16 protein-coding genes and 1 tRNA gene are annotated in these 15,807 nt (G+C 66.7%); 14 read left to right on the forward strand and 3 right to left on the reverse strand.

Translation table 11 applies throughout. From position 1 onward, the window contains the following. Window positions 1-16: 16 nt before the first annotated feature. The 3 genes from ASE76_RS01150 to ASE76_RS01160 are packed head-to-tail and all read left to right on the forward strand — an operon-like array spanning window position 17 to window position 1,502. Window positions 17-370, forward strand: coding sequence for a hypothetical protein (locus ASE76_RS01150; protein WP_055833475.1), 354 nt, complete (start codon window positions 17-19; stop codon window positions 368-370). Then, window positions 367-873, forward strand: coding sequence for a hypothetical protein (locus ASE76_RS01155; RefSeq protein WP_055833478.1), 507 nt, complete (start codon window positions 367-369; stop codon window positions 871-873). The genes ASE76_RS01150 and ASE76_RS01155 overlap by 4 nt, the downstream gene beginning before the upstream one ends. After that, window positions 870-1,502, forward strand: a complete 633-nt coding sequence (locus tag ASE76_RS01160; protein ID WP_055833481.1) for an HD domain-containing protein — start codon at window positions 870-872, stop codon at window positions 1,500-1,502. Before ASE76_RS01155 ends, ASE76_RS01160 begins: the two co-directional genes overlap by 4 nt. A gap of 33 nt (window positions 1,503-1,535) precedes the next feature. Here the strand turns inward: ASE76_RS01160 and ASE76_RS20360 are convergent, their stop codons facing one another. After that, the gene (locus ASE76_RS20360) at window positions 1,536-2,252 is read right to left on the reverse strand and encodes a hypothetical protein (protein WP_156362487.1); all 717 of its coding nucleotides are present in this window, start codon (window positions 2,250-2,252) and stop codon (window positions 1,536-1,538) included. 64 nt (window positions 2,253-2,316) lie between these two features. Between ASE76_RS20360 and ASE76_RS01165 the strand changes: the two genes are divergently transcribed. The 7 genes from ASE76_RS01165 (at window position 2,317) to ASE76_RS01180 (ending at window position 8,228) form a co-directional block, all read left to right on the forward strand. Next, entirely contained in the window at window positions 2,317-4,554 is a 2,238-nt protein-coding gene (locus ASE76_RS01165; protein WP_055833484.1) for a DNA cytosine methyltransferase, read from the forward strand. Beyond that, window positions 4,551-5,807, forward strand: a complete 1,257-nt coding sequence (locus ASE76_RS01170; protein ID WP_055833487.1) for a site-specific DNA-methyltransferase — start codon at window positions 4,551-4,553, stop codon at window positions 5,805-5,807. The genes ASE76_RS01165 and ASE76_RS01170 overlap by 4 nt, the downstream gene beginning before the upstream one ends. Further along, the gene (locus tag ASE76_RS01175) at window positions 5,804-5,986 is read left to right on the forward strand and encodes a hypothetical protein (RefSeq protein WP_055833489.1); all 183 of its coding nucleotides are present in this window, start codon (window positions 5,804-5,806) and stop codon (window positions 5,984-5,986) included. Before ASE76_RS01170 ends, ASE76_RS01175 begins: the two co-directional genes overlap by 4 nt. Before the next feature lie 23 nt (window positions 5,987-6,009). Then, window positions 6,010-6,255, forward strand: coding sequence for a DUF4224 domain-containing protein (locus ASE76_RS19800; RefSeq protein WP_255357258.1), 246 nt, complete (start codon window positions 6,010-6,012; stop codon window positions 6,253-6,255). Window positions 6,256-6,262: 7 nt separating this feature from the next. Beyond that, a complete protein-coding gene (locus tag ASE76_RS19805; protein WP_082447831.1) occupies window positions 6,263-7,270 on the forward strand; it encodes a tyrosine-type recombinase/integrase in 1,008 nt (335 codons plus the stop codon). Between the two features lie 18 nt (window positions 7,271-7,288). After that, the gene (locus tag ASE76_RS20365; protein ID WP_156362488.1) at window positions 7,289-8,020 is read left to right on the forward strand and encodes a hypothetical protein; all 732 of its coding nucleotides are present in this window, start codon (window positions 7,289-7,291) and stop codon (window positions 8,018-8,020) included. 131 nt (window positions 8,021-8,151) lie between these two features. Then, window positions 8,152-8,228 (forward strand) — tRNA-Arg (locus tag ASE76_RS01180). A gap of 7 nt (window positions 8,229-8,235) precedes the next feature. Here ASE76_RS01180 and ASE76_RS20370 read toward each other — a convergent pair. Then, the gene (locus tag ASE76_RS20370; protein WP_156362489.1) at window positions 8,236-8,418 is read right to left on the reverse strand and encodes a hypothetical protein; all 183 of its coding nucleotides are present in this window, start codon (window positions 8,416-8,418) and stop codon (window positions 8,236-8,238) included. Window positions 8,419-8,568: 150 nt separating this feature from the next. Continuing rightward, window positions 8,569-11,418: a phosphoenolpyruvate carboxylase gene (gene ppc, locus ASE76_RS01185; protein WP_168389202.1), complete on the reverse strand. Its 2,850-nt coding sequence runs from the start codon at window positions 11,416-11,418 to the stop codon at window positions 8,569-8,571. Window positions 11,419-11,503: 85 nt separating this feature from the next. Here ppc and hemC point away from each other — a divergent pair, with 85 nt between their 5' ends. From hemC to ASE76_RS01205, 4 genes are read left to right on the forward strand one after another with little or no spacing between them, the layout of a single operon-like run. After that, window positions 11,504-12,418 (forward strand): hydroxymethylbilane synthase, encoded by a 915-nt coding sequence (gene hemC / locus ASE76_RS01190; protein ID WP_055833492.1) that lies wholly within the window; start codon window positions 11,504-11,506, stop codon window positions 12,416-12,418. Window positions 12,419-12,455: 37 nt separating this feature from the next. Beyond that, window positions 12,456-13,247, forward strand: coding sequence for a uroporphyrinogen-III synthase (locus ASE76_RS01195; protein WP_055833495.1), 792 nt, complete (start codon window positions 12,456-12,458; stop codon window positions 13,245-13,247). Window positions 13,248-13,288: 41 nt separating this feature from the next. Beyond that, window positions 13,289-14,392 (forward strand): uroporphyrinogen-III C-methyltransferase, encoded by a 1,104-nt coding sequence (locus ASE76_RS01200; protein ID WP_055833498.1) that lies wholly within the window; start codon window positions 13,289-13,291, stop codon window positions 14,390-14,392. Between the two features lie 6 nt (window positions 14,393-14,398). Further along, the gene (locus ASE76_RS01205; protein WP_055833501.1) at window positions 14,399-15,676 is read left to right on the forward strand and encodes a heme biosynthesis protein HemY; all 1,278 of its coding nucleotides are present in this window, start codon (window positions 14,399-14,401) and stop codon (window positions 15,674-15,676) included. The last annotated feature ends 131 nt before the right edge of the window (window positions 15,677-15,807 follow it).

Below are 15,807 nucleotides of genomic sequence, written 5' to 3' on the forward strand. Positions count from 1 at the left end.
CGCGCCGACGACCGCCATGAACGCAAGGAGCCTGCAGCTGCACCTGCGCCGCCCTGTCTACCAGGTGCGGCACAAGAACCAGATCGCCTACATGGCGGCGCTGGTGGAGCGCACCGGAGAGCTTTCCTACGGCGCGCACATCGAAGCGCTGTTCGTGAGCGAAGACGCCGTCGCCTTCATCGATGCCCACCGCGCGGAGCTGAAGAGCGGCACCACGCTGCAGGACCTCGACTTGGTCGACATCCACGCCCACAACGACGTGCTGCGCGGCTATGTCGCCGGCACGCCCCGCATCGCCCCACCGCGGCACGCCGCCGCCCCCGCCCACCCCACGCAGGCCGCGCCTGCCCAACCAGCGACGACAGCATGACCACCGTCCACCTCACCATCCAGGACACGCCCTCCGGGCTGGTCCGTATCAGCACCGACGCGGCTCGCGCGCCGGCCGGCACCACCCCGCCGCCCGCCCAGCGTTTGGCCGTGGAGCTGCTCAGCCTGGCCGCGCACACGGGCTTCGCGATCGAAGTGCACGACACGCCGATCGCGGCCAATCTGGAGGGCCTGGCGGCGGCCCTGCTGGGCCCGCATCCGGCCCAGCGCGACGCCGAGGGCTACCTGACCCACCCGGCCCTGCCGATCCTCGACGAGGGCATCAACGTCCGATCGCTGCTGATGGTGCTCGGGCTGGAGACGAGCTTCGTTTGCATGGAGGACGATTGCGACCTGGACCACCCGGCCGTGACGAGCTACGAGCACGGCGACGGCTGCGCAGCATGGACGCCGACGCCGCCGGCAGGCGATGGCTGGGTGCTGGTCGAGATCTACGACACCGAGGACGGCGTCTACGCCCTGTATTGCCGAGGTGCTGCATGAGCACCTGGATCCAAACCGCCACCGGCCAACAGCACCACCTGGGCGGCATCGGCCGCACGGTCAACCGCATTGACCTGCACGACATCGCCCACGCGCTGGCGCAGATCAACCGCTTCACCGGCCACGCCTCCCGCCCCTACAGCGTCGCCGAGCACAGCCTGCTGTGCGCCGACATCGCCGAGCGCATGCAGTGCACCCCGGCGGTCCAGCGCGCAGCACTGCTGCACGACGCCCACGAGGCCTACACCGGCGACTGCAGCAGCCCGGCCAAGCAGGTGCTCGGCGCGGCCTGGGCCGACTACGAGGGCGCCCATGCCCTGGCGGTGCGCAAGCACTTTCGCATCAACCACATCTTCGCCGGCTGCCGCCCGGCGCTACACCAGATCGACCTGGTGGCGCTGGCCACCGAGCGCCGCGACCTGATGGCCTGGAGCGCCGACACGCACCCCGCCTGGGAGGTGCTGGACACGCCCGGCCGCGTGGTGCCCCCGGCCGACTGGATCAACCTGCAGAGCCTGAAGCGCGAGCACAAGCACTGGTGCGAGTGGCGCGATGAGTTCTTGGCCAAATTTCACGCAATAAATGCATTGCTAGACGAGGGCGCATCCTCCCGAAAAATAGTGAGCTAGTGGCTTCCCATGCAAACCATTTTCCTCACATCCTTAGCCCTCGCGCGAATCGCGAGCAGATACCCAAAGATCATAATCAAGGGTTTTAATAATCTCCCCTTCTGGAAAATCATTGTCACGCAGGGTAAAACTCATAGGAATGAGCTGTGCACCTCGATCGGACAAAGAAGCTGCCGCTGCCCCTTCCGCGTTTTCGATCGAATTAATCACAAAAGACATATAACCTCTTCTTCTATCGTGTACACCCCGACTCATCAAACTGCCGGCAGACAACTCGGGCCAATACTGATGCACATTTGCGGTGGCTTCTTGGATCGCGTCATAAACGCGCCAGTCGGGAATGCTAAGCAAAGGAGTTTTAGCCAATTCCGTGAGCATTTCCCTCAAGCGAGAAATCTCCTGATCCGCACCAAAACCAGAATCGACACTTCGCCTCACCCATGCCGCTTGGACCCTGCACCGAAAAATTGCTGCCCCCAGTATTTCAAGCACCCTAATTTCTTCCGTTTCCGCAGCCCGAGTGACGTGACGTGCATTTTCGCCAACTTGCCACCATACGCCAATCGCACCCGCAGCAATTGCAATCACGGCCCCAATAGTTTGGCCCCATGCTGGAGCCGATTCTGCCGAAAGCAGACACACTATAAACGGCCAACCCGGAAATATTGTCAGCAATGCTACGACAACCATTGCTATTGCAAAGGCCATTGCAAAGCGATCTCTAATGCGCCAAGTACTCTTTTTATCCATATAACCATCCGTCAATTCGCTACCAAACCGGCTGCAAATCATATGGTCTTTAAGGGAGAGGCATATGAAACGCGATGAACTGACATTTTCGCTCGGCTTCCGCGATGAACTGATCATCGACAACTTCGCCGGCGGCGGCGGCACCTCGACGGGGCTGGAAGCCGCCTTCGGCCGGCCGGTCGACATCGCCATCAACCACGACCCCGAGGCGCTGGCGATGCACGCCATCAACCACCCGCACACCCGGCACCTGCTGGAGAGCGTGTGGGACGTGGATCCGATCAAGGTGACCGGCAACCAGCCTGTCGGCCTGGTCTGGCTGTCGCCCGACTGTAAGCACTTCAGCAAGGCCAAGGGCGGCACGCCGGTGGCAAAGCACATCCGTGGCCTCGCCTGGGTGGGCATGCGCTGGATCGCGCTGTGCAAGCCGCGGGTGCTGATGTTGGAGAACGTCGAGGAGTTTCAGACCTGGGGCCCGGTTCTGGTGGGCCCCGATGGCCTGGCGCGGCCGGACCCGGCCCGCAAGGGCAAGACCTTCGAGTCGTTCGTGCGCCAGTTGCGCGCACATGGCTACACCGTGGACTGGAAGGAGCTGCGCGCCTGCGACCAGGGCGCCCCGACGATCCGCAAGCGCCTGTTCCTGATCGCCCGCCGCGACGGCCTGCCGATCCTCTGGCCCGAGACGACCCACGGCGACCCGGCCAGCCCGGCCGCCATCGCCCGCAAGCTCACGCCCTGGCGCACCGCGGCCGAATGCATCGACTTCAGCCTGCCGGCGGTCAGCATCTTCGACCGGAAGAAGGCCCTGGCGACGAACACCCAGCGCCGGGTGGCGAAGGGGCTGTGGCGGCATGTGCTGGCGAGCGCGAAGCCGTTCATCGTGGGCGCCGGAGGGCCGGCCTATGCGGGCAAGCCCACCGCCGTGGACCGGCCGTTGGGCACCACCCCCACCGCGAACCACCGCGCGCTCACCCAGCCGGTGCTGGCGCCGTTCCTGAACGAGCACGCCAACGCCAGCAACCAGCGCACGTTGGCAGCCGACGAGCCGCTGCGCACGGTCTGCGCCCAGGTCAAGGGCGGGCACTTCTCGGTGGTGGGGCCGACGCTGGCGCCGCTGGTGGTGACGAACACGAGCGGACACACCGGCTCGGCGGTGCACACCCCGCTGTCGACCATCGCCACCGGCGGGCACCACGCACTGACGGCCGCAGCCCTGGCGCCGCTGCGCGGTACCTCCGAGGGACACCTGGGCGGGCACGACGTGCAGACGCCGCTGTCCACGGTGTCGGCCGGCGGCACGCACCACGCGCTGCTGGGCGCCAGCCTGGTGACCGTGGGGTACGGCGAACGCCCAGGCCAGCAGCCGCGCGTGCCGGACATCGAGGCGCCCATGGGGACCGTGGTGGCCGGCGGTGTGAAGCACTACCTGGCTGCCGCCCACCTCGCCCACCTGACCCACCACGGCGACCGGCCGGGCCTGACGCCCGACGCGCCGCTGCCGACGATCACCGGCGCGCACCGCGGCGAGCAGGCGCTGGTGGCGGCCCATCTGGTGGACATGGGGCACGGCGAGGGCAAGGACGGCACGAAGCGGTTCAGCCACGGCGTGCGCAGCCTGGAGGTGCCGTTGAACACGGTGACGGCCAGCGGCGCCACCAGCGCCCTGTCGGCGGCCTACTTCGAGCAGGCGAACGGCGGCTTCTACGAGGGCCAAGGCCGGCCGGCGGATGCGCCCAGGTCCACCATCACCGCCGCGGGCAGCAACCAGCAGCTGGTGACCGCCTACTGCGTGAAGTACTACAGCAGCGGCGGCCAATGGCAGGGCCTGGCAGAGCCGATGCACACGGTGCCGACGAAGGGCCGCATGGGGCTGGTGCAGGTGGCGCAGGTGTCGGCCGACTGCCTGGCGCCAGAGCACCGGGCCCGGGCCGCCCAGTGCGCCGCGCTGCTGCACGAGCACCTGCCCGACCACTTCCCGACACCGGCCGACCTGGTGCTGGCCTGGCAGAACGGCCAGTGGTGGGTGCTGGTGGACATCACGCTGCGCATGCTGAAGCCGGTGGAGCTGTTCCAGGCCCAGGGCTTCCCGCGCGGCTACGTGATCCACGAAATACCGGACCCGGCCCTGCTGTTCAAGGACGGCGTGCAGGCGGCTGACCCGCTGGCGGTACCGCGCATCCCGCTGTCCATCACCGCCCAGGTGCGGATGTGCGGCAACAGCGTGAGCCCTGTGCAGTCGGAGGCGCTGGTGCGGGCGAATTTTGGGCACGAGGCGCTGATGCGCGGGAGGGCTGCGGCATGAATTTCGAGCTGCACCGCGGCGACAACCTCGCCGCCCTGCTCACCATGGCTGACGCAAGCGTCGATGCCGTCGTAACAGATCCACCCTATGGCCTGAGCCACGAGCCGGACATGGGCGAGGTGCTGCGCCACTGGCTGGCTGGCGACGACTACCAGCACCGCGGCGGCGGCTTCATGGGCATAGCGTGGGATTCGTTCGTGCCGGGGCCCGCCATCTGGCGGGAGTGCCTTCGCGTCTTGAAGCCCGGCGGCCACCTCCTGTCTTTCTTCGGATCACGCACCTATGACATGGGGGTGTTGGCCCTTCGTCTGGCCGGCTTTGAGGTTCGCGATCAGATCATGTGGGTCTACGGGTCCGGCTTTCCAAAGTCGAGCAACCAGGGGGGAGATTGGGAGGGGTGGGGAACCGCGTTAAAGCCGGCACACGAGCCCATTTGCATGGCACGTAAGCCGCTGATCGGCACCGTGGCCGCGAATCTGCTCCAGCACGCCACTGGCGCGCTGAACATTGACGGGTGCCGGGTCCCAGTCACCGATGCCGCCTACGCGAGAAACTGCGCCGGCGACCGGGGCTTTGCCGGCACCCGGGATGCGGAAGGCGCGACGAACCTCCGCCCAGGCGGCGGCAGCGCTGCCGCGGGCCGCTGGCCCGCAAATCTGATCCACGACGGCAGCGACGAGGTGGTGGCGCTGTTCCCGGAGAGCACCAGCGGCGCAATGAAAGCCGGCACGAAGCGCGCGGCCCAGGGCGGACCGGGGAGCGTGTGCTACGGAACGCTCGCGGGCGATTTCACGACCTCCGACATTCAGGCCAGCACCGGCAGCGCCGCGCGGTTCTTCTACTGTGCCAAGGCCAGCAAGGTCGACCGCAACGAGGGATGCGACGAACTGCTGCAGCGCGTGGGCGGCATGGTGAGCAACACCAGCGGCCAGCACATGACCCGCCGCGACGGCTACGAGCCGCCGCTGGTCGGTAACCACCACCCCACCGTCAAGCCCACCGACCTGATGGCCTACCTGTGCCGGCTGGTGGCGCCGCTGGGCGGTCTAGTGCTGGACCCGTTCATGGGGAGTGGCAGCACCGGCAAGGCATGCATGCGCGAGGGCTTCCGCTTTATCGGCTGCGAGCAAGGGCAAGAGTACTTCGCGATCGCGCGCGCCCGGATCGAAGCGGAGCACGGCAAAGCGATTGAGCGAATGGCTGCGGCAGCACGCAGTCCCGTAGTTCGCGACCTGTTTTCGGAAGCCGCATGACCCGCAAAACCATCCGCGAGCAGCTGACCGCCGCGGTGCCGCCGCAGCTGGCCCGCCTCACCTACCACCTGGAGCCGCCCTACGGCAAACCCCGCCAGGGCGAATACCTCATCACCGAGCAGAAATGGCTCGACATCGTCAAGGGCCTGGAATCGGCCACCAAGGAGCAGCGCACATGACCAGAAAGTCACACGGAGTAAGCATGTTCCTTTCGGCTCCAGAGTTAGCCGAATTGACGGGAATATCTCGCGGAAAGGACAGCATGACCTGCGGCGAATTGCAAGCGGCACAGCTCAGGGCAATGAAGATCCCACATTACCGCAACGCGGCGGGGCGCCCGGTTATCGCGCGCGCAGTTATAGAGGGCGCAGCCTACGTGCAAAGCTCCGCTGCTGGCGCAGATTGGATGCCTGAAGTGATGAGCGGAAAGCAGCGTGCGTATGGTTAGAGCGAATATGCCCGGCCTGCGGGCCCGACAGCAGAAATCCGGCGTCGTCTATTACTACTTCGACGCAGGCGGAAAGCCTCGCAAGGAGATTCCGCTGGGTTCGGACTACGTATTGGCCGTCCGGAAGTGGGCAGAGCTCACCCAGGCGCAGGCCTCCGTGTTACGCGTCGTTGACTTTCTGCAGCTGGCCGACCGATACCAGCGCGACGAGATGCCGCTGAAAGCCAAGAGCACACAGGCCACCCAACTGAGCGATCTACGTCACCTGCGCGAGTTCTTCGGCAAGCCGCCCGCCCCGCTGGACAACATCCGCCCCATGCATATCCGCGGCCTGCTGGACTGGAAAAAGACCCAGCCCACCACAGCAAACCGACTGAAGCGACTCTTTTCTCACATGTTCAACAAGGCGCGCGAGTGGGGATATACACACACGGAAAATCCTGCCACCGGGGTTCGTGGCTTCGAGCTTGCCCAGCGAGGCGTATACATCACTGACGCGGTGTTCAAGGCGGTGTGGGAGGCCGGCAGTGAGCCGCTGCGCGACACAATGGATCTCGGGTACTTAACAGGCCAGCGACCAGGGGACGTGCTGCGGATGACGACCCACGACATAGTAGATGGGACTTTATTGGTTGATCAGGGTAAAACCGGAGCCCGGCGGCGTATAAGGATAGAGGGCAAGTTAGCTGAGCTGATTGCAAGAATTTCAAACAGGAAGGCCAAACACAACATACACTGCTCAAGCTTGACCGTAAATTTGCAAGGACGACCATTAACTGCAGCGGTACTCAGAAAAGCGTTTACCGTTGCTCGCAAAGAAGCAGCCAAGACCAACCCAGATATTCAGAGTAGCATTTTAGAATTTTGGTTCTATGATTTGCGCGCCAAAGCCGCCGATGACATATCCGACCGTGCAGGAGAACAAGCTGCGGCTGATCTTTTAGGACACGATGACATTAGAACTACCAGCAAGCATTATCTAAGACGCGGCAAAGTCGTAAAACCCACTAAATAATTTGAACGTCAATAAAATATGTTTAACTTCGATAGAATTTTGGTCGCAGCAATCAAGCATTGGCGCGAAAACGGTTATACCAAGAAGCACGCCCGGATTTTAATAGCAATTATCTTGCTAATTGGCGGGGCCATTACGCTGATGGCCCAATACAATTTATTCAATGAACTTATTTTGAAAACATTAGCAGGCGTTGCAGTCGCAATTGCTTGGCTAGGCATCCTAGCAATCTCGGCTTACGAGGAAGTTGTACAACAACAAGAGCAAAACAAGAAGATCGAGATTGTCGAAAAAGATATTCTTGCCCACCCCGAAAAACCAAAACTTGCATGGGACTTGGCAAGAATTAAACTTGAGAGCTATCTGGATAGAAATTTAAGCCAAGTTAGATCGATATATTGGCTGACTTCATTTGTAATGACCTGTGGATTTATTATTACCTCCTACGGTATCTATCGATCATTTGAGGAGCCAAATCGTTTACCGATATCGGTCGTATCGGCAGCGTCAGGAGTTTTAATAAGCCTTATAGGAGGATCATTTCTATTTATATATAAATCTGTCCTTGCCCAATCGAAAGACTATGTAGTTGTATTAGAACGTATTAATGCAGTAGGCATGGCAGTGCAAGTAATTTCCAATATCCACGATGAAAATAGCGGTTTGAGAGACGTAGCAATGTCGGAGCTCGCAAAGCAACTTTTGACGCTGTATTCACCAGAAATTTCTTCCACCAAACAAGCTCGTTAAAAACCGAGCACCGGGTGAGAAAATTTCCTTAACGTTTGATCGGCCAGCCAACCGGCTATGATCAGCAGGTTTGCGGAGCGCTCCGCAGTCGCACTCAAGAATGATAGCAAGAGGCCCTTGCTGGGAAACATCTGCCCGTAGCTCAGTTGGATAGAGCATCAGCCTTCTAAGCTGAATGTCACAGGTTCGATTCCTGTCGGGCAGGCCACACCCTTTTACAGGGTGAAGTGCATCGATACCGTCGGCCACACGAACGTGGCAGCCATCAGGAAGCGCGGGTGGGCCAGGAAGTGCACGCTCATGCGAGAGGTGCGGCAGTTGGATTGCGGGGCTGGCGCTCCGACGGCGCGAACGCCCTTGGCATTGTCGTGGTCTGCAGGTGTTGCCGAAGTGTTCATGACATCTCGCTTTGAAAGTGAATGATGTCACTCTGGATTTCAGCCTAAGTACCGCATCTCAGCAGATGCGGCGTCTTGCTGTGGGAGAGCACCGACAGCAGCTGCAGCCCGCTCGCCGCAGCCTGTAGGCCCCTGCCCGCAGAGGTCCCGTCAACCGGTGTTGCGCAACCCTGCGGCGATCCCGTTGATCGAGATATGGATGCCGGTCTGCACCCGCTCGTCCCCTTGCCCCGCCCTGTAGCGGCGCAGCAGCTCGACCTGCAGGTGATGCAACGGATCGATGTAGGGAAAGCGGTGGCGGATCGAACGGGCCAGGGAGCTGTTGTGCGTCAGCCGCTGGCGGTCGCCGGTGATCTGCGACAGCGCGTCGGCGGTACGCTGCCATTCGGCTTCGATCTGCGAGAAGATCTTCCTGCGCAGCCGGGCATCGGCGACCAGTTCGGCGTAGCGCGACGCGAGCGCCATGTCGCTCTTGGCCAGCACCATGTCCATGTTGGACAGCAGGGTGCGGAAGAACGGCCACTGGCGGTACATCTTCTGCAGCAACGCGAGCCGCGCGGCCCGCTGGGTCTTCGCCGCCGCGGCCGGCACCCCGTCGGCCGCGCCCAGGAACGCCACTACCGCCGATCCGAACCCGTACCAGCCCGGCAGCGTCAACCGGCACTGGCCCCAGCTGAATCCCCACGGAATGGCCCGCAGGTCCTCGATCTGCTGGCTGGCCTTGCGCGACGCGGGGCGCGATCCGATGTTGAGCTCGGCGATCTCCCGGATCGGGGTGGAGCCGAAGAAGTATTCGGTGAAGCCCGGGGTTTCGTACACCAGCGCACGGTAAGCGGCCATGCTGGCAGACGACAGCTCGGCCGCGGCCTGCAGGAAGGCCTTGGTGGCGGGCTTGGTCGGCTGCAGCAGCGTCGCCTCCAGGGTGGCGGCCACCAGCGTCTCCAGATTGCGCCGGCCGATCTCGGGATTGGCGTACTTGGAGCCGATCACCTCGCCCTGCTCGGTCAGCCGGATCTGGCCGCGCACCGTGCCGGGCGGCTGCGCCAGGATCGCCTGGTAGCTCGGGCCGCCGCCGCGGCCCACGGTGCCGCCGCGGCCGTGGAACATGCGCAGCTGGATGCGGTGCGAGATGGCGAGCTGGTCGAACAGCTCCACCAGCGCGATCTCGGCGCGGTAGAGCTCCCAGTTGCTGGTGAAGATGCCGCCGTCCTTGTTGCTGTCGGAGTAGCCGAGCATGATGTCCTGCTCGGCGCCGCTGCGCTGCACCAGGGCGGCGATGCCCGGAAGCGCATAGAAGTCGCGCATGATCGGCGCCGCGTTGCGCAGGTCTTCGATCGTCTCGAAGAGCGGCACCACGATCAGGCCGGCGACCGCTGCCGCGTCCAGGCTGCCGCGCAGCAGGCCCACCTCCTTCTGCAGCAGCAGCACCTCGAGCAGGTCGCTCACCGTTTCGGTGTGGCTGATGATGTAGTGCTTGATCGCCTGCGCGCCGTAGCGCTCGCGCATGGTGCAGGTGGCCTCGAAGATCGCGATCTCGCTCTGCGCCAGCGGCGAGTATTCCGCGCCCAGCACCCGCAGCGGCCGGGCGTCGCTCAGCAGGCGCAGCAGCAGTGCCTGCCGGCCCGCCTCGTCGAGCGTCGCATAGCCGGGCTCGACCCGGGAGACGGCCAGCAGTTCGGCGACCACCGCCTCGTGCTTGTCCGAACTCTGGCGCAGGTCGACCGTCGCCAGGTGGAATCCGAAAACCTCGGCGGCCCGCAGCAGCGGGCGCAGGCGCTGCATCGCCAGTGCTTCGCCGTGGTGGGTGGCGAGCGACGCCTCGATGACCCGCAGGTCGGCCAGAAACTCTTCGGCGCGCGCATACGGGTTCTGCGGCGCGACCGCATGGCGGGCCGCTTCACCGCCGGTGAGCGTCTTGAGCGTCGCGGCCAACCGGGCATAGATGCCGGTCAGCGCGCGGCGATAGGGCTCGTCCTGCCGGTGTTCGCTGGGATCGGGCGAGCGCTCGGCCAGCGCCTGCATCGACGGCGCCACGCCGACCAGCCGTGCCGACATAGACAGTTCGCCGCCGAGGTAGTGCACCTCGGTGAGGAAGTGGCGCAGCGCGACCTCGGACTGGCGGCGCAGCGCGTACTCCAGCGTGTCGGCGCTCACGTTGGGATTGCCGTCGCGGTCGCCGCCGATCCATTGGCCCATGCGGAAGAAGCTCGCGACCGGCTGGGCACCCAGTTCCCGCTCCAGGCCGGCGTACAGCTTGGGGATCTCGCGCAGGAAGGTGGCTTCGTAGTAGCTCAGCGCGTTCTCGATCTCGTCGGCCACGGTGAGCTTGCTGTAGCGCAGCAGCCGGGTGTGCCAGAGCTGCATCACCCGGGCGCGCAGCTGGGTTTCGTTGGCGGCCATCTCGCGCGGCGTCAGCGCGTCCTTGGTGCCACCGTGGTATTCGCCGCGGGCCTTGATGTCGTCGCGCGCCGTCAGCAGTTGCGCGATGCCGCGCTCCGCGTCGAGGATGCTCTTGCGCTGCACTTCGGTCGGGTGGGCGGTGAGCACCGGCGACACGTAGCTCGACGCCAGCGTCTGCGAGATCGCCTTCGGCGAAATGCCGGCCCAGCGCAACCGGGCCATCGCGACCTCGACGCTGCCCTCTTGCGTGTCGCCCGCGCGTTCGTGGATCGTGCGGCGGCGGATGTAGTGCCGGTCCTCGGCCAGGTTGGCCAGGTGGCTGAAATAGGTGAAGGCGCGGATCACCCGGACGGTCTGGTCGCCGGTGAGCGACTTGAGCAGCTTCTTGAGCGCGCGGTCGGCCTCCTGGTCCGCGTCGCGCCGGAACGCCACCGAGAGCTTGCGCACCTGCTCGACCTGCTCGTACGCGGCCACGCCGTCCTGCTCCCGGATCACATCGCCGAGGATGCGTCCCAAGAGCCGGATATCGTCGACCAGCGGTTGCTCGGTGGTCTTGCGGCGGCGCACGCCGGTCTCTTGTTCGGGCAGGTTCATGGCCATGTTCCGTGGTGGGCTGAAGGGGCGGGATGATGCACCGCAGCATGCTAGCATCACCGGCTTTGCCGGCACGTCCTCGGTAACGCGCATGACCCCCACTCCCCTGACCCTCGTCATCGCCACCCGCGAAAGCCGGCTGGCGCTCTGGCAGGCCGAACATGTCCGTGCCCAATTGCAGGCGCACGGCCACACCGTCACCCTGCTCGGCATGACGACCAAGGGCGACCAGATCCTGGACCGCTCGCTGAGCAAGGTCGGCGGCAAGGGCCTGTTCGTCAAGGAACTGGAGAACGCCCTGGAAGACGGCCGGGCCGACCTGGCGGTGCATTCGCTCAAGGACGTGCCGATGGACCTGCCGCCCGGCTTTTCGCTGGCCTGCGTGATGGAGCGCGAAGACCCGCGCGATGCATTCGTCTCGCCGCGCTACGCCAGCCTGGCGTCGTTGCCGCACGGCGCGGTGGTCGGCACCTCGAGCCTGCGCCGCTCGGTGCTGGTCCATGCGCTGCGGCCCGACCTGAGGATCGAGCCCCTGCGCGGCAACCTCGACACCCGCTTGCGCAAGCTGGACGAAGGCCGCTACGACGGCATCGTCCTGGCCGCCGCCGGCCTGCTGCGGCTGGGCCTGGCCGAGCGGATCCGCGAATCCTTCAGCCCCGAGACGATGTTGCCCGCCGCCGGGCAGGGCGCGCTGGGGATCGAGATCCGCTCCGACCGGCAGGACCTGTTCGCCGCGCTCGCCCCGCTGAGCCACGAAACCACCTGGATGGCTGTCAACGCCGAGCGCGCGGTGAGCCGCGGAATGGGCGGCAGCTGCTCCATGCCGCTGGCCGCCTACGCCCGCTTCGACGGCGGCCGCCTGTCCCTGCGCGCCGCCTGGGGCGATCTGGTGAACCCCGGCACGCTGGTGCAGGCCGAGGGTGCCGCGGCCGTCACCACGCTCTCGGACGCCACCGTGCTGGGCGAGACGGTCGTCGCCCAATTGCGGGCCAACGGCGCCCACTGAGCCGCTGCACCGTACCGAGCGGGTTCGTCCACGCCCCATGAAGGTCATCGTCACCCGGCCCGCACGCGAAGCCGGCGAATGGGTCTCCGCGCTGCAGGCGCGCGGCATCGCGGCGCGAGCACTGCCGTTGATCGACATCGCGGCGCCGGCCGACCGGGCGCCGTTGCAGGCAGCGTGGCAGCGGCTGGCGGGTTACCGCGCGGCGATGTTCGTCAGCGCCAACGCCGCCGAGCAGTTCTGTGCCGCACGGCCTGACAGCCTCGGCGCCTGGCCTGCGGACACCCGTGCCTGGGCCCCCGGCCCCGGCACCGCCCAGGCCCTGCGCGCCGCGGGCGTGCCGGCCGACCGGATCGACTCCCCGCCGCCCGATGCCGCACAGTTCGATTCGGAATCGCTGTGGCAGGTCATCGCCGGCCAGGCGCGGACCGGGGACCGGGTGCTGGTCGTGCGCGGCTCCGACACCGAAAGCTCCGCCGCTTCCGCCACCGGCCGCGGCAACGGCCGCGAGTGGCTCGCGCAGCGGCTGGCGGCTGCCGGCGCCGCGGTCGATTTCGTGGTCGCCTACCAGCGCCGGGCGCCCGATGCGGCGCATTTCGATGCCGCCGCCGTCCGCGCGGCGGTGCAGGCCGGCGACGTGTGGCTGTTCAGCAGCTCGGCCGCGGTCGCCAATCTGTGCGCTCTGGTGCCCGGCCAGGACTGGCACGGAGCGCCGGCCCTGGCCACCCACGCCCGCATCGGCGAGGCGGCGACACGCGCCGGGTTCGCGCCGGTGGCGCTGTCGCGGCCGGCGCTCGACGACGTGGTGCGCAGCCTGCAGGCCCGGCCCTGAGCCGCCGCGGCCCGCCCAGGGTGCGCCGATAGAATCGCCGGATGATTTCCGAGCCGCTTTCCGACACTGCGGCACCGCCGCGTGCCCATCCGCCCGCCCTGCCGCCGGCGCCGCGCGACCCGTTCGCACGGCCGATGGCGGTGGCCGCGACGCTGATCGCCATCGTGGCCACCGCCGCCAGCGTGATGCTGTGGCAGCGGCTGTCGTCGATCCAGGAACAGCTGGCCCGGCAAAGCGCCGATTCGGGCGCCCAGGCAATCGAGGCCCGCACCATGGCGCGGCAGGCGCAGGAGACCGCCCAGGACGCCGCCACCCGGCTGGGCGTGGCCGAGGCCCGGGTCAACGAAGTGGCGCTGCAGCGCTCGCAACTCGAAGAGCTGATGCAGAGCCTGTCGCGCACCCGCGACGAGAACCTGGTGGTCGACGTGGAATCGGCCGTGCGCCTGGCGCAGCAGCAGACCGAGCTGACCGGCAGCGTCGCCCCGCTGCTGGCCGCGCTGCGCAGCGCCGACCAGCGCATTTCCCGCGCCGCCCAGCCGCGGTTGGCACCGGTGCAGCGGGCCCTGGCCCGCGATATCGAACGGGTGCGCAACGCCAGCACGGTCGATACGCCGGGGCTGCTGGCGCGTCTCGACGAACTGGTGCGCCTGATCGACGAGCTGCCGCTGCAGAACGCGGTGGCCCAGGTCTCCTCCAGCCGCAGCGTGGCGCCGGTGCGCGTCGGCCTGGGTGCGGCCGAGCCGGGCGAAGCCGCGGCCGACGACGGCGCCCCCTGGTGGCGCCGCACGCTGCGCACCGCCTGGGCCTCGGTGCGCGACGAGACGCGCAACCTGGTGCGTGTGACGCAGGTCGACCGGCCCGAGGCGCTGCTGCTGGCGCCCGACCAGTCGTACTTCCTGCGCGAGAACCTGAAGCTCAAGCTGGTGAACGCCCGCCTCGGCGTGCTGGCCCGGCAGCCGGATTCGGCCAAGGCCGACCTGGCGGCGGCTTCTGCCGCACTGAGCCGGTATTTCGATCCCGCATCGCGGCGCACCCAGACGGCCATGTCGGTCCTGAACCAGGCGCAGGCCCAGGTGCAGAGCACCGAGCTGCCGCGGCTCGACGAGACCCTGTCGGCGCTGGCCACCGCCGCGGCCGGACGGTAGCCGCCGATGCGCGCCGCTCTTTGGTTCCTGGCCCTGTTCGGAATGGCCGTGGCCGTCGCATTGTTCGCCGGCAACAACCAGGGCACGGTCACCGTGTTCTGGCCGCCCTACCGGGTCGACCTGTCGCTCAACCTGGTGCTGCTGCTGCTGTTCGGCGGCTTCACCCTGCTGTACGCCGCGCTGCGCACCCTGGCCGCGCTGCTGGATCTGCCGGTGCAGGCCAGCCGCTGGCGCACCCAGCAAAAAGAGCGGTCGATGCATGTCGCGCTGCTCGACGCGCTGGCCCACCTGACGGCCGGCCGCTTCATCCGCGCCCGCAAGGCGGCGGAGGCGGCCATCGCGCAGGAGAAGGCCCTCGTCGGCTCGGTCGAGCCGCTCCCGCATGCGGTACAGGTCCGCGCCCTCGCCCACCTGCTGGCCGCCGAAAGCGCCCATGCGCTGCAGGACCGCGCGGCCCGCACGCTCCACCTGGACGAGGCGCTGGAGCAGACGGCCCACAATCCGTCCGGCCCCGCGCAGGAAGTGCGCGACGGCGTCCAGTTGCGCGCCGCCGCCTGGGCGGTGCAGGACCGGGATGCACCCGCTGCCCTGGAATGGCTGGAGCAACTCCCCCAGGGCGCCGCACGTCGCACGATCGCCCTGCGCATCCGCCTGCGGGCGGCGCGGCTCGCGAACCAGACGCAGACCGCGCTGGAGACGGCCCGGCTGCTCGCCAAGCACCGCGCCTTCTCGCCCCTGGCCGCGCAGAGCATCACCCGCGGCCTGGCCACCGAGCTGATCAACGGCGCACGCGACGAATCGCAGTTGCTGCGCGCCTGGCAGTCGCTCGAGAACGGCGAGCGCCTCGCACCCGAGCTGGCGGTGCATGCCGCCAGCCGGCTGCAGCAACTGGGCGGCGACCCGGTGCAGGTGCGCCAATGGCTGCTGCCCGCCTGGGATGCCCTGCTGGCCGACCCAGACGCCCTGCCGGAAGCCCTGCGGGTACGCCTGGTGCGCACGCTGGAGGACGACATGGACTCGGTCGACGGCCCCTGGCTGGCGCGTATCGAAGGCGCGCAGCAACGCAACCCGCGCGATCCGCACCTGCAGTACCTGGCCGGCATGGCCTGCCTGCGCCGGCAGCTGTGGGGCAAGGCCCAGCAGCTGATCGGCAACGCGAGCCGGCAACTGCACCATCCCGAACTGCACCGCAATGCCTGGCGGGCGTTGGCCGAACTGGCCGAACAGCGCGGCGACGAAGCGGCGGCGGCCCAGGCGTGGCGCCAGGCGGCCGGGGGCGCATAGAGCGCGGGCTCGGTGCCTGGCACGAGGTCCTGCCGTGCGCCCGGCAGTCAGCCGCCACCCCATGCTATTAAATCCATAGCTAGGGGCCGGCGTCCCGCGCCGGCCACCGGTACATTTTTCATGGAATTGAG

It is taken from the genome of Xylophilus sp. Leaf220 (genome assembly GCF_001421705.1).
Classification (GTDB): Bacteria; Pseudomonadota; Gammaproteobacteria; order Burkholderiales; family Burkholderiaceae_C; genus Xylophilus.

What these genes read in the sequence shown, in the direction of transcription:
- ASE76_RS01175 (WP_055833489.1), top strand. Translation starts at nt 5,804, where the DNA reads ATGACCCGCAAAACCATCCGCGAGCAGCTGACCGCCGCGGTGCCGCCG.
- ASE76_RS01195 (WP_055833495.1), top strand. Translation starts at nt 12,456, where the DNA reads ATGAAGGTCATCGTCACCCGGCCCGCACGCGAAGCCGGCGAATGGGTC.
- ASE76_RS20370 (WP_156362489.1), bottom strand. Translation starts at nt 8,418, where the DNA reads ATGAACACTTCGGCAACACCTGCAGACCACGACAATGCCAAGGGCGTT.
- hemC (WP_055833492.1), top strand. Translation starts at nt 11,504, where the DNA reads ATGACCCCCACTCCCCTGACCCTCGTCATCGCCACCCGCGAAAGCCGG.
- ASE76_RS20360 (WP_156362487.1), bottom strand. Translation starts at nt 2,252, where the DNA reads ATGGATAAAAAGAGTACTTGGCGCATTAGAGATCGCTTTGCAATGGCC.
- ASE76_RS19800 (WP_255357258.1), top strand. Translation starts at nt 6,010, where the DNA reads ATGTTCCTTTCGGCTCCAGAGTTAGCCGAATTGACGGGAATATCTCGC.
- ppc (WP_168389202.1), bottom strand. Translation starts at nt 11,418, where the DNA reads ATGGCCATGAACCTGCCCGAACAAGAGACCGGCGTGCGCCGCCGCAAG.
- ASE76_RS01155 (WP_055833478.1), top strand. Translation starts at nt 367, where the DNA reads ATGACCACCGTCCACCTCACCATCCAGGACACGCCCTCCGGGCTGGTC.
- ASE76_RS01165 (WP_055833484.1), top strand. Translation starts at nt 2,317, where the DNA reads ATGAAACGCGATGAACTGACATTTTCGCTCGGCTTCCGCGATGAACTG.
- ASE76_RS01205 (WP_055833501.1), top strand. Translation starts at nt 14,399, where the DNA reads ATGCGCGCCGCTCTTTGGTTCCTGGCCCTGTTCGGAATGGCCGTGGCC.
- ASE76_RS01150 (WP_055833475.1), top strand. Translation starts at nt 17, where the DNA reads ATGAACGCAAGGAGCCTGCAGCTGCACCTGCGCCGCCCTGTCTACCAG.
- ASE76_RS01160 (WP_055833481.1), top strand. Translation starts at nt 870, where the DNA reads ATGAGCACCTGGATCCAAACCGCCACCGGCCAACAGCACCACCTGGGC.
- ASE76_RS20365 (WP_156362488.1), top strand. Translation starts at nt 7,289, where the DNA reads ATGTTTAACTTCGATAGAATTTTGGTCGCAGCAATCAAGCATTGGCGC.
- ASE76_RS01200 (WP_055833498.1), top strand. Translation starts at nt 13,289, where the DNA reads ATGATTTCCGAGCCGCTTTCCGACACTGCGGCACCGCCGCGTGCCCAT.
- ASE76_RS01170 (WP_055833487.1), top strand. Translation starts at nt 4,551, where the DNA reads ATGAATTTCGAGCTGCACCGCGGCGACAACCTCGCCGCCCTGCTCACC.
- ASE76_RS19805 (WP_082447831.1), top strand. Translation starts at nt 6,263, where the DNA reads ATGCCCGGCCTGCGGGCCCGACAGCAGAAATCCGGCGTCGTCTATTAC.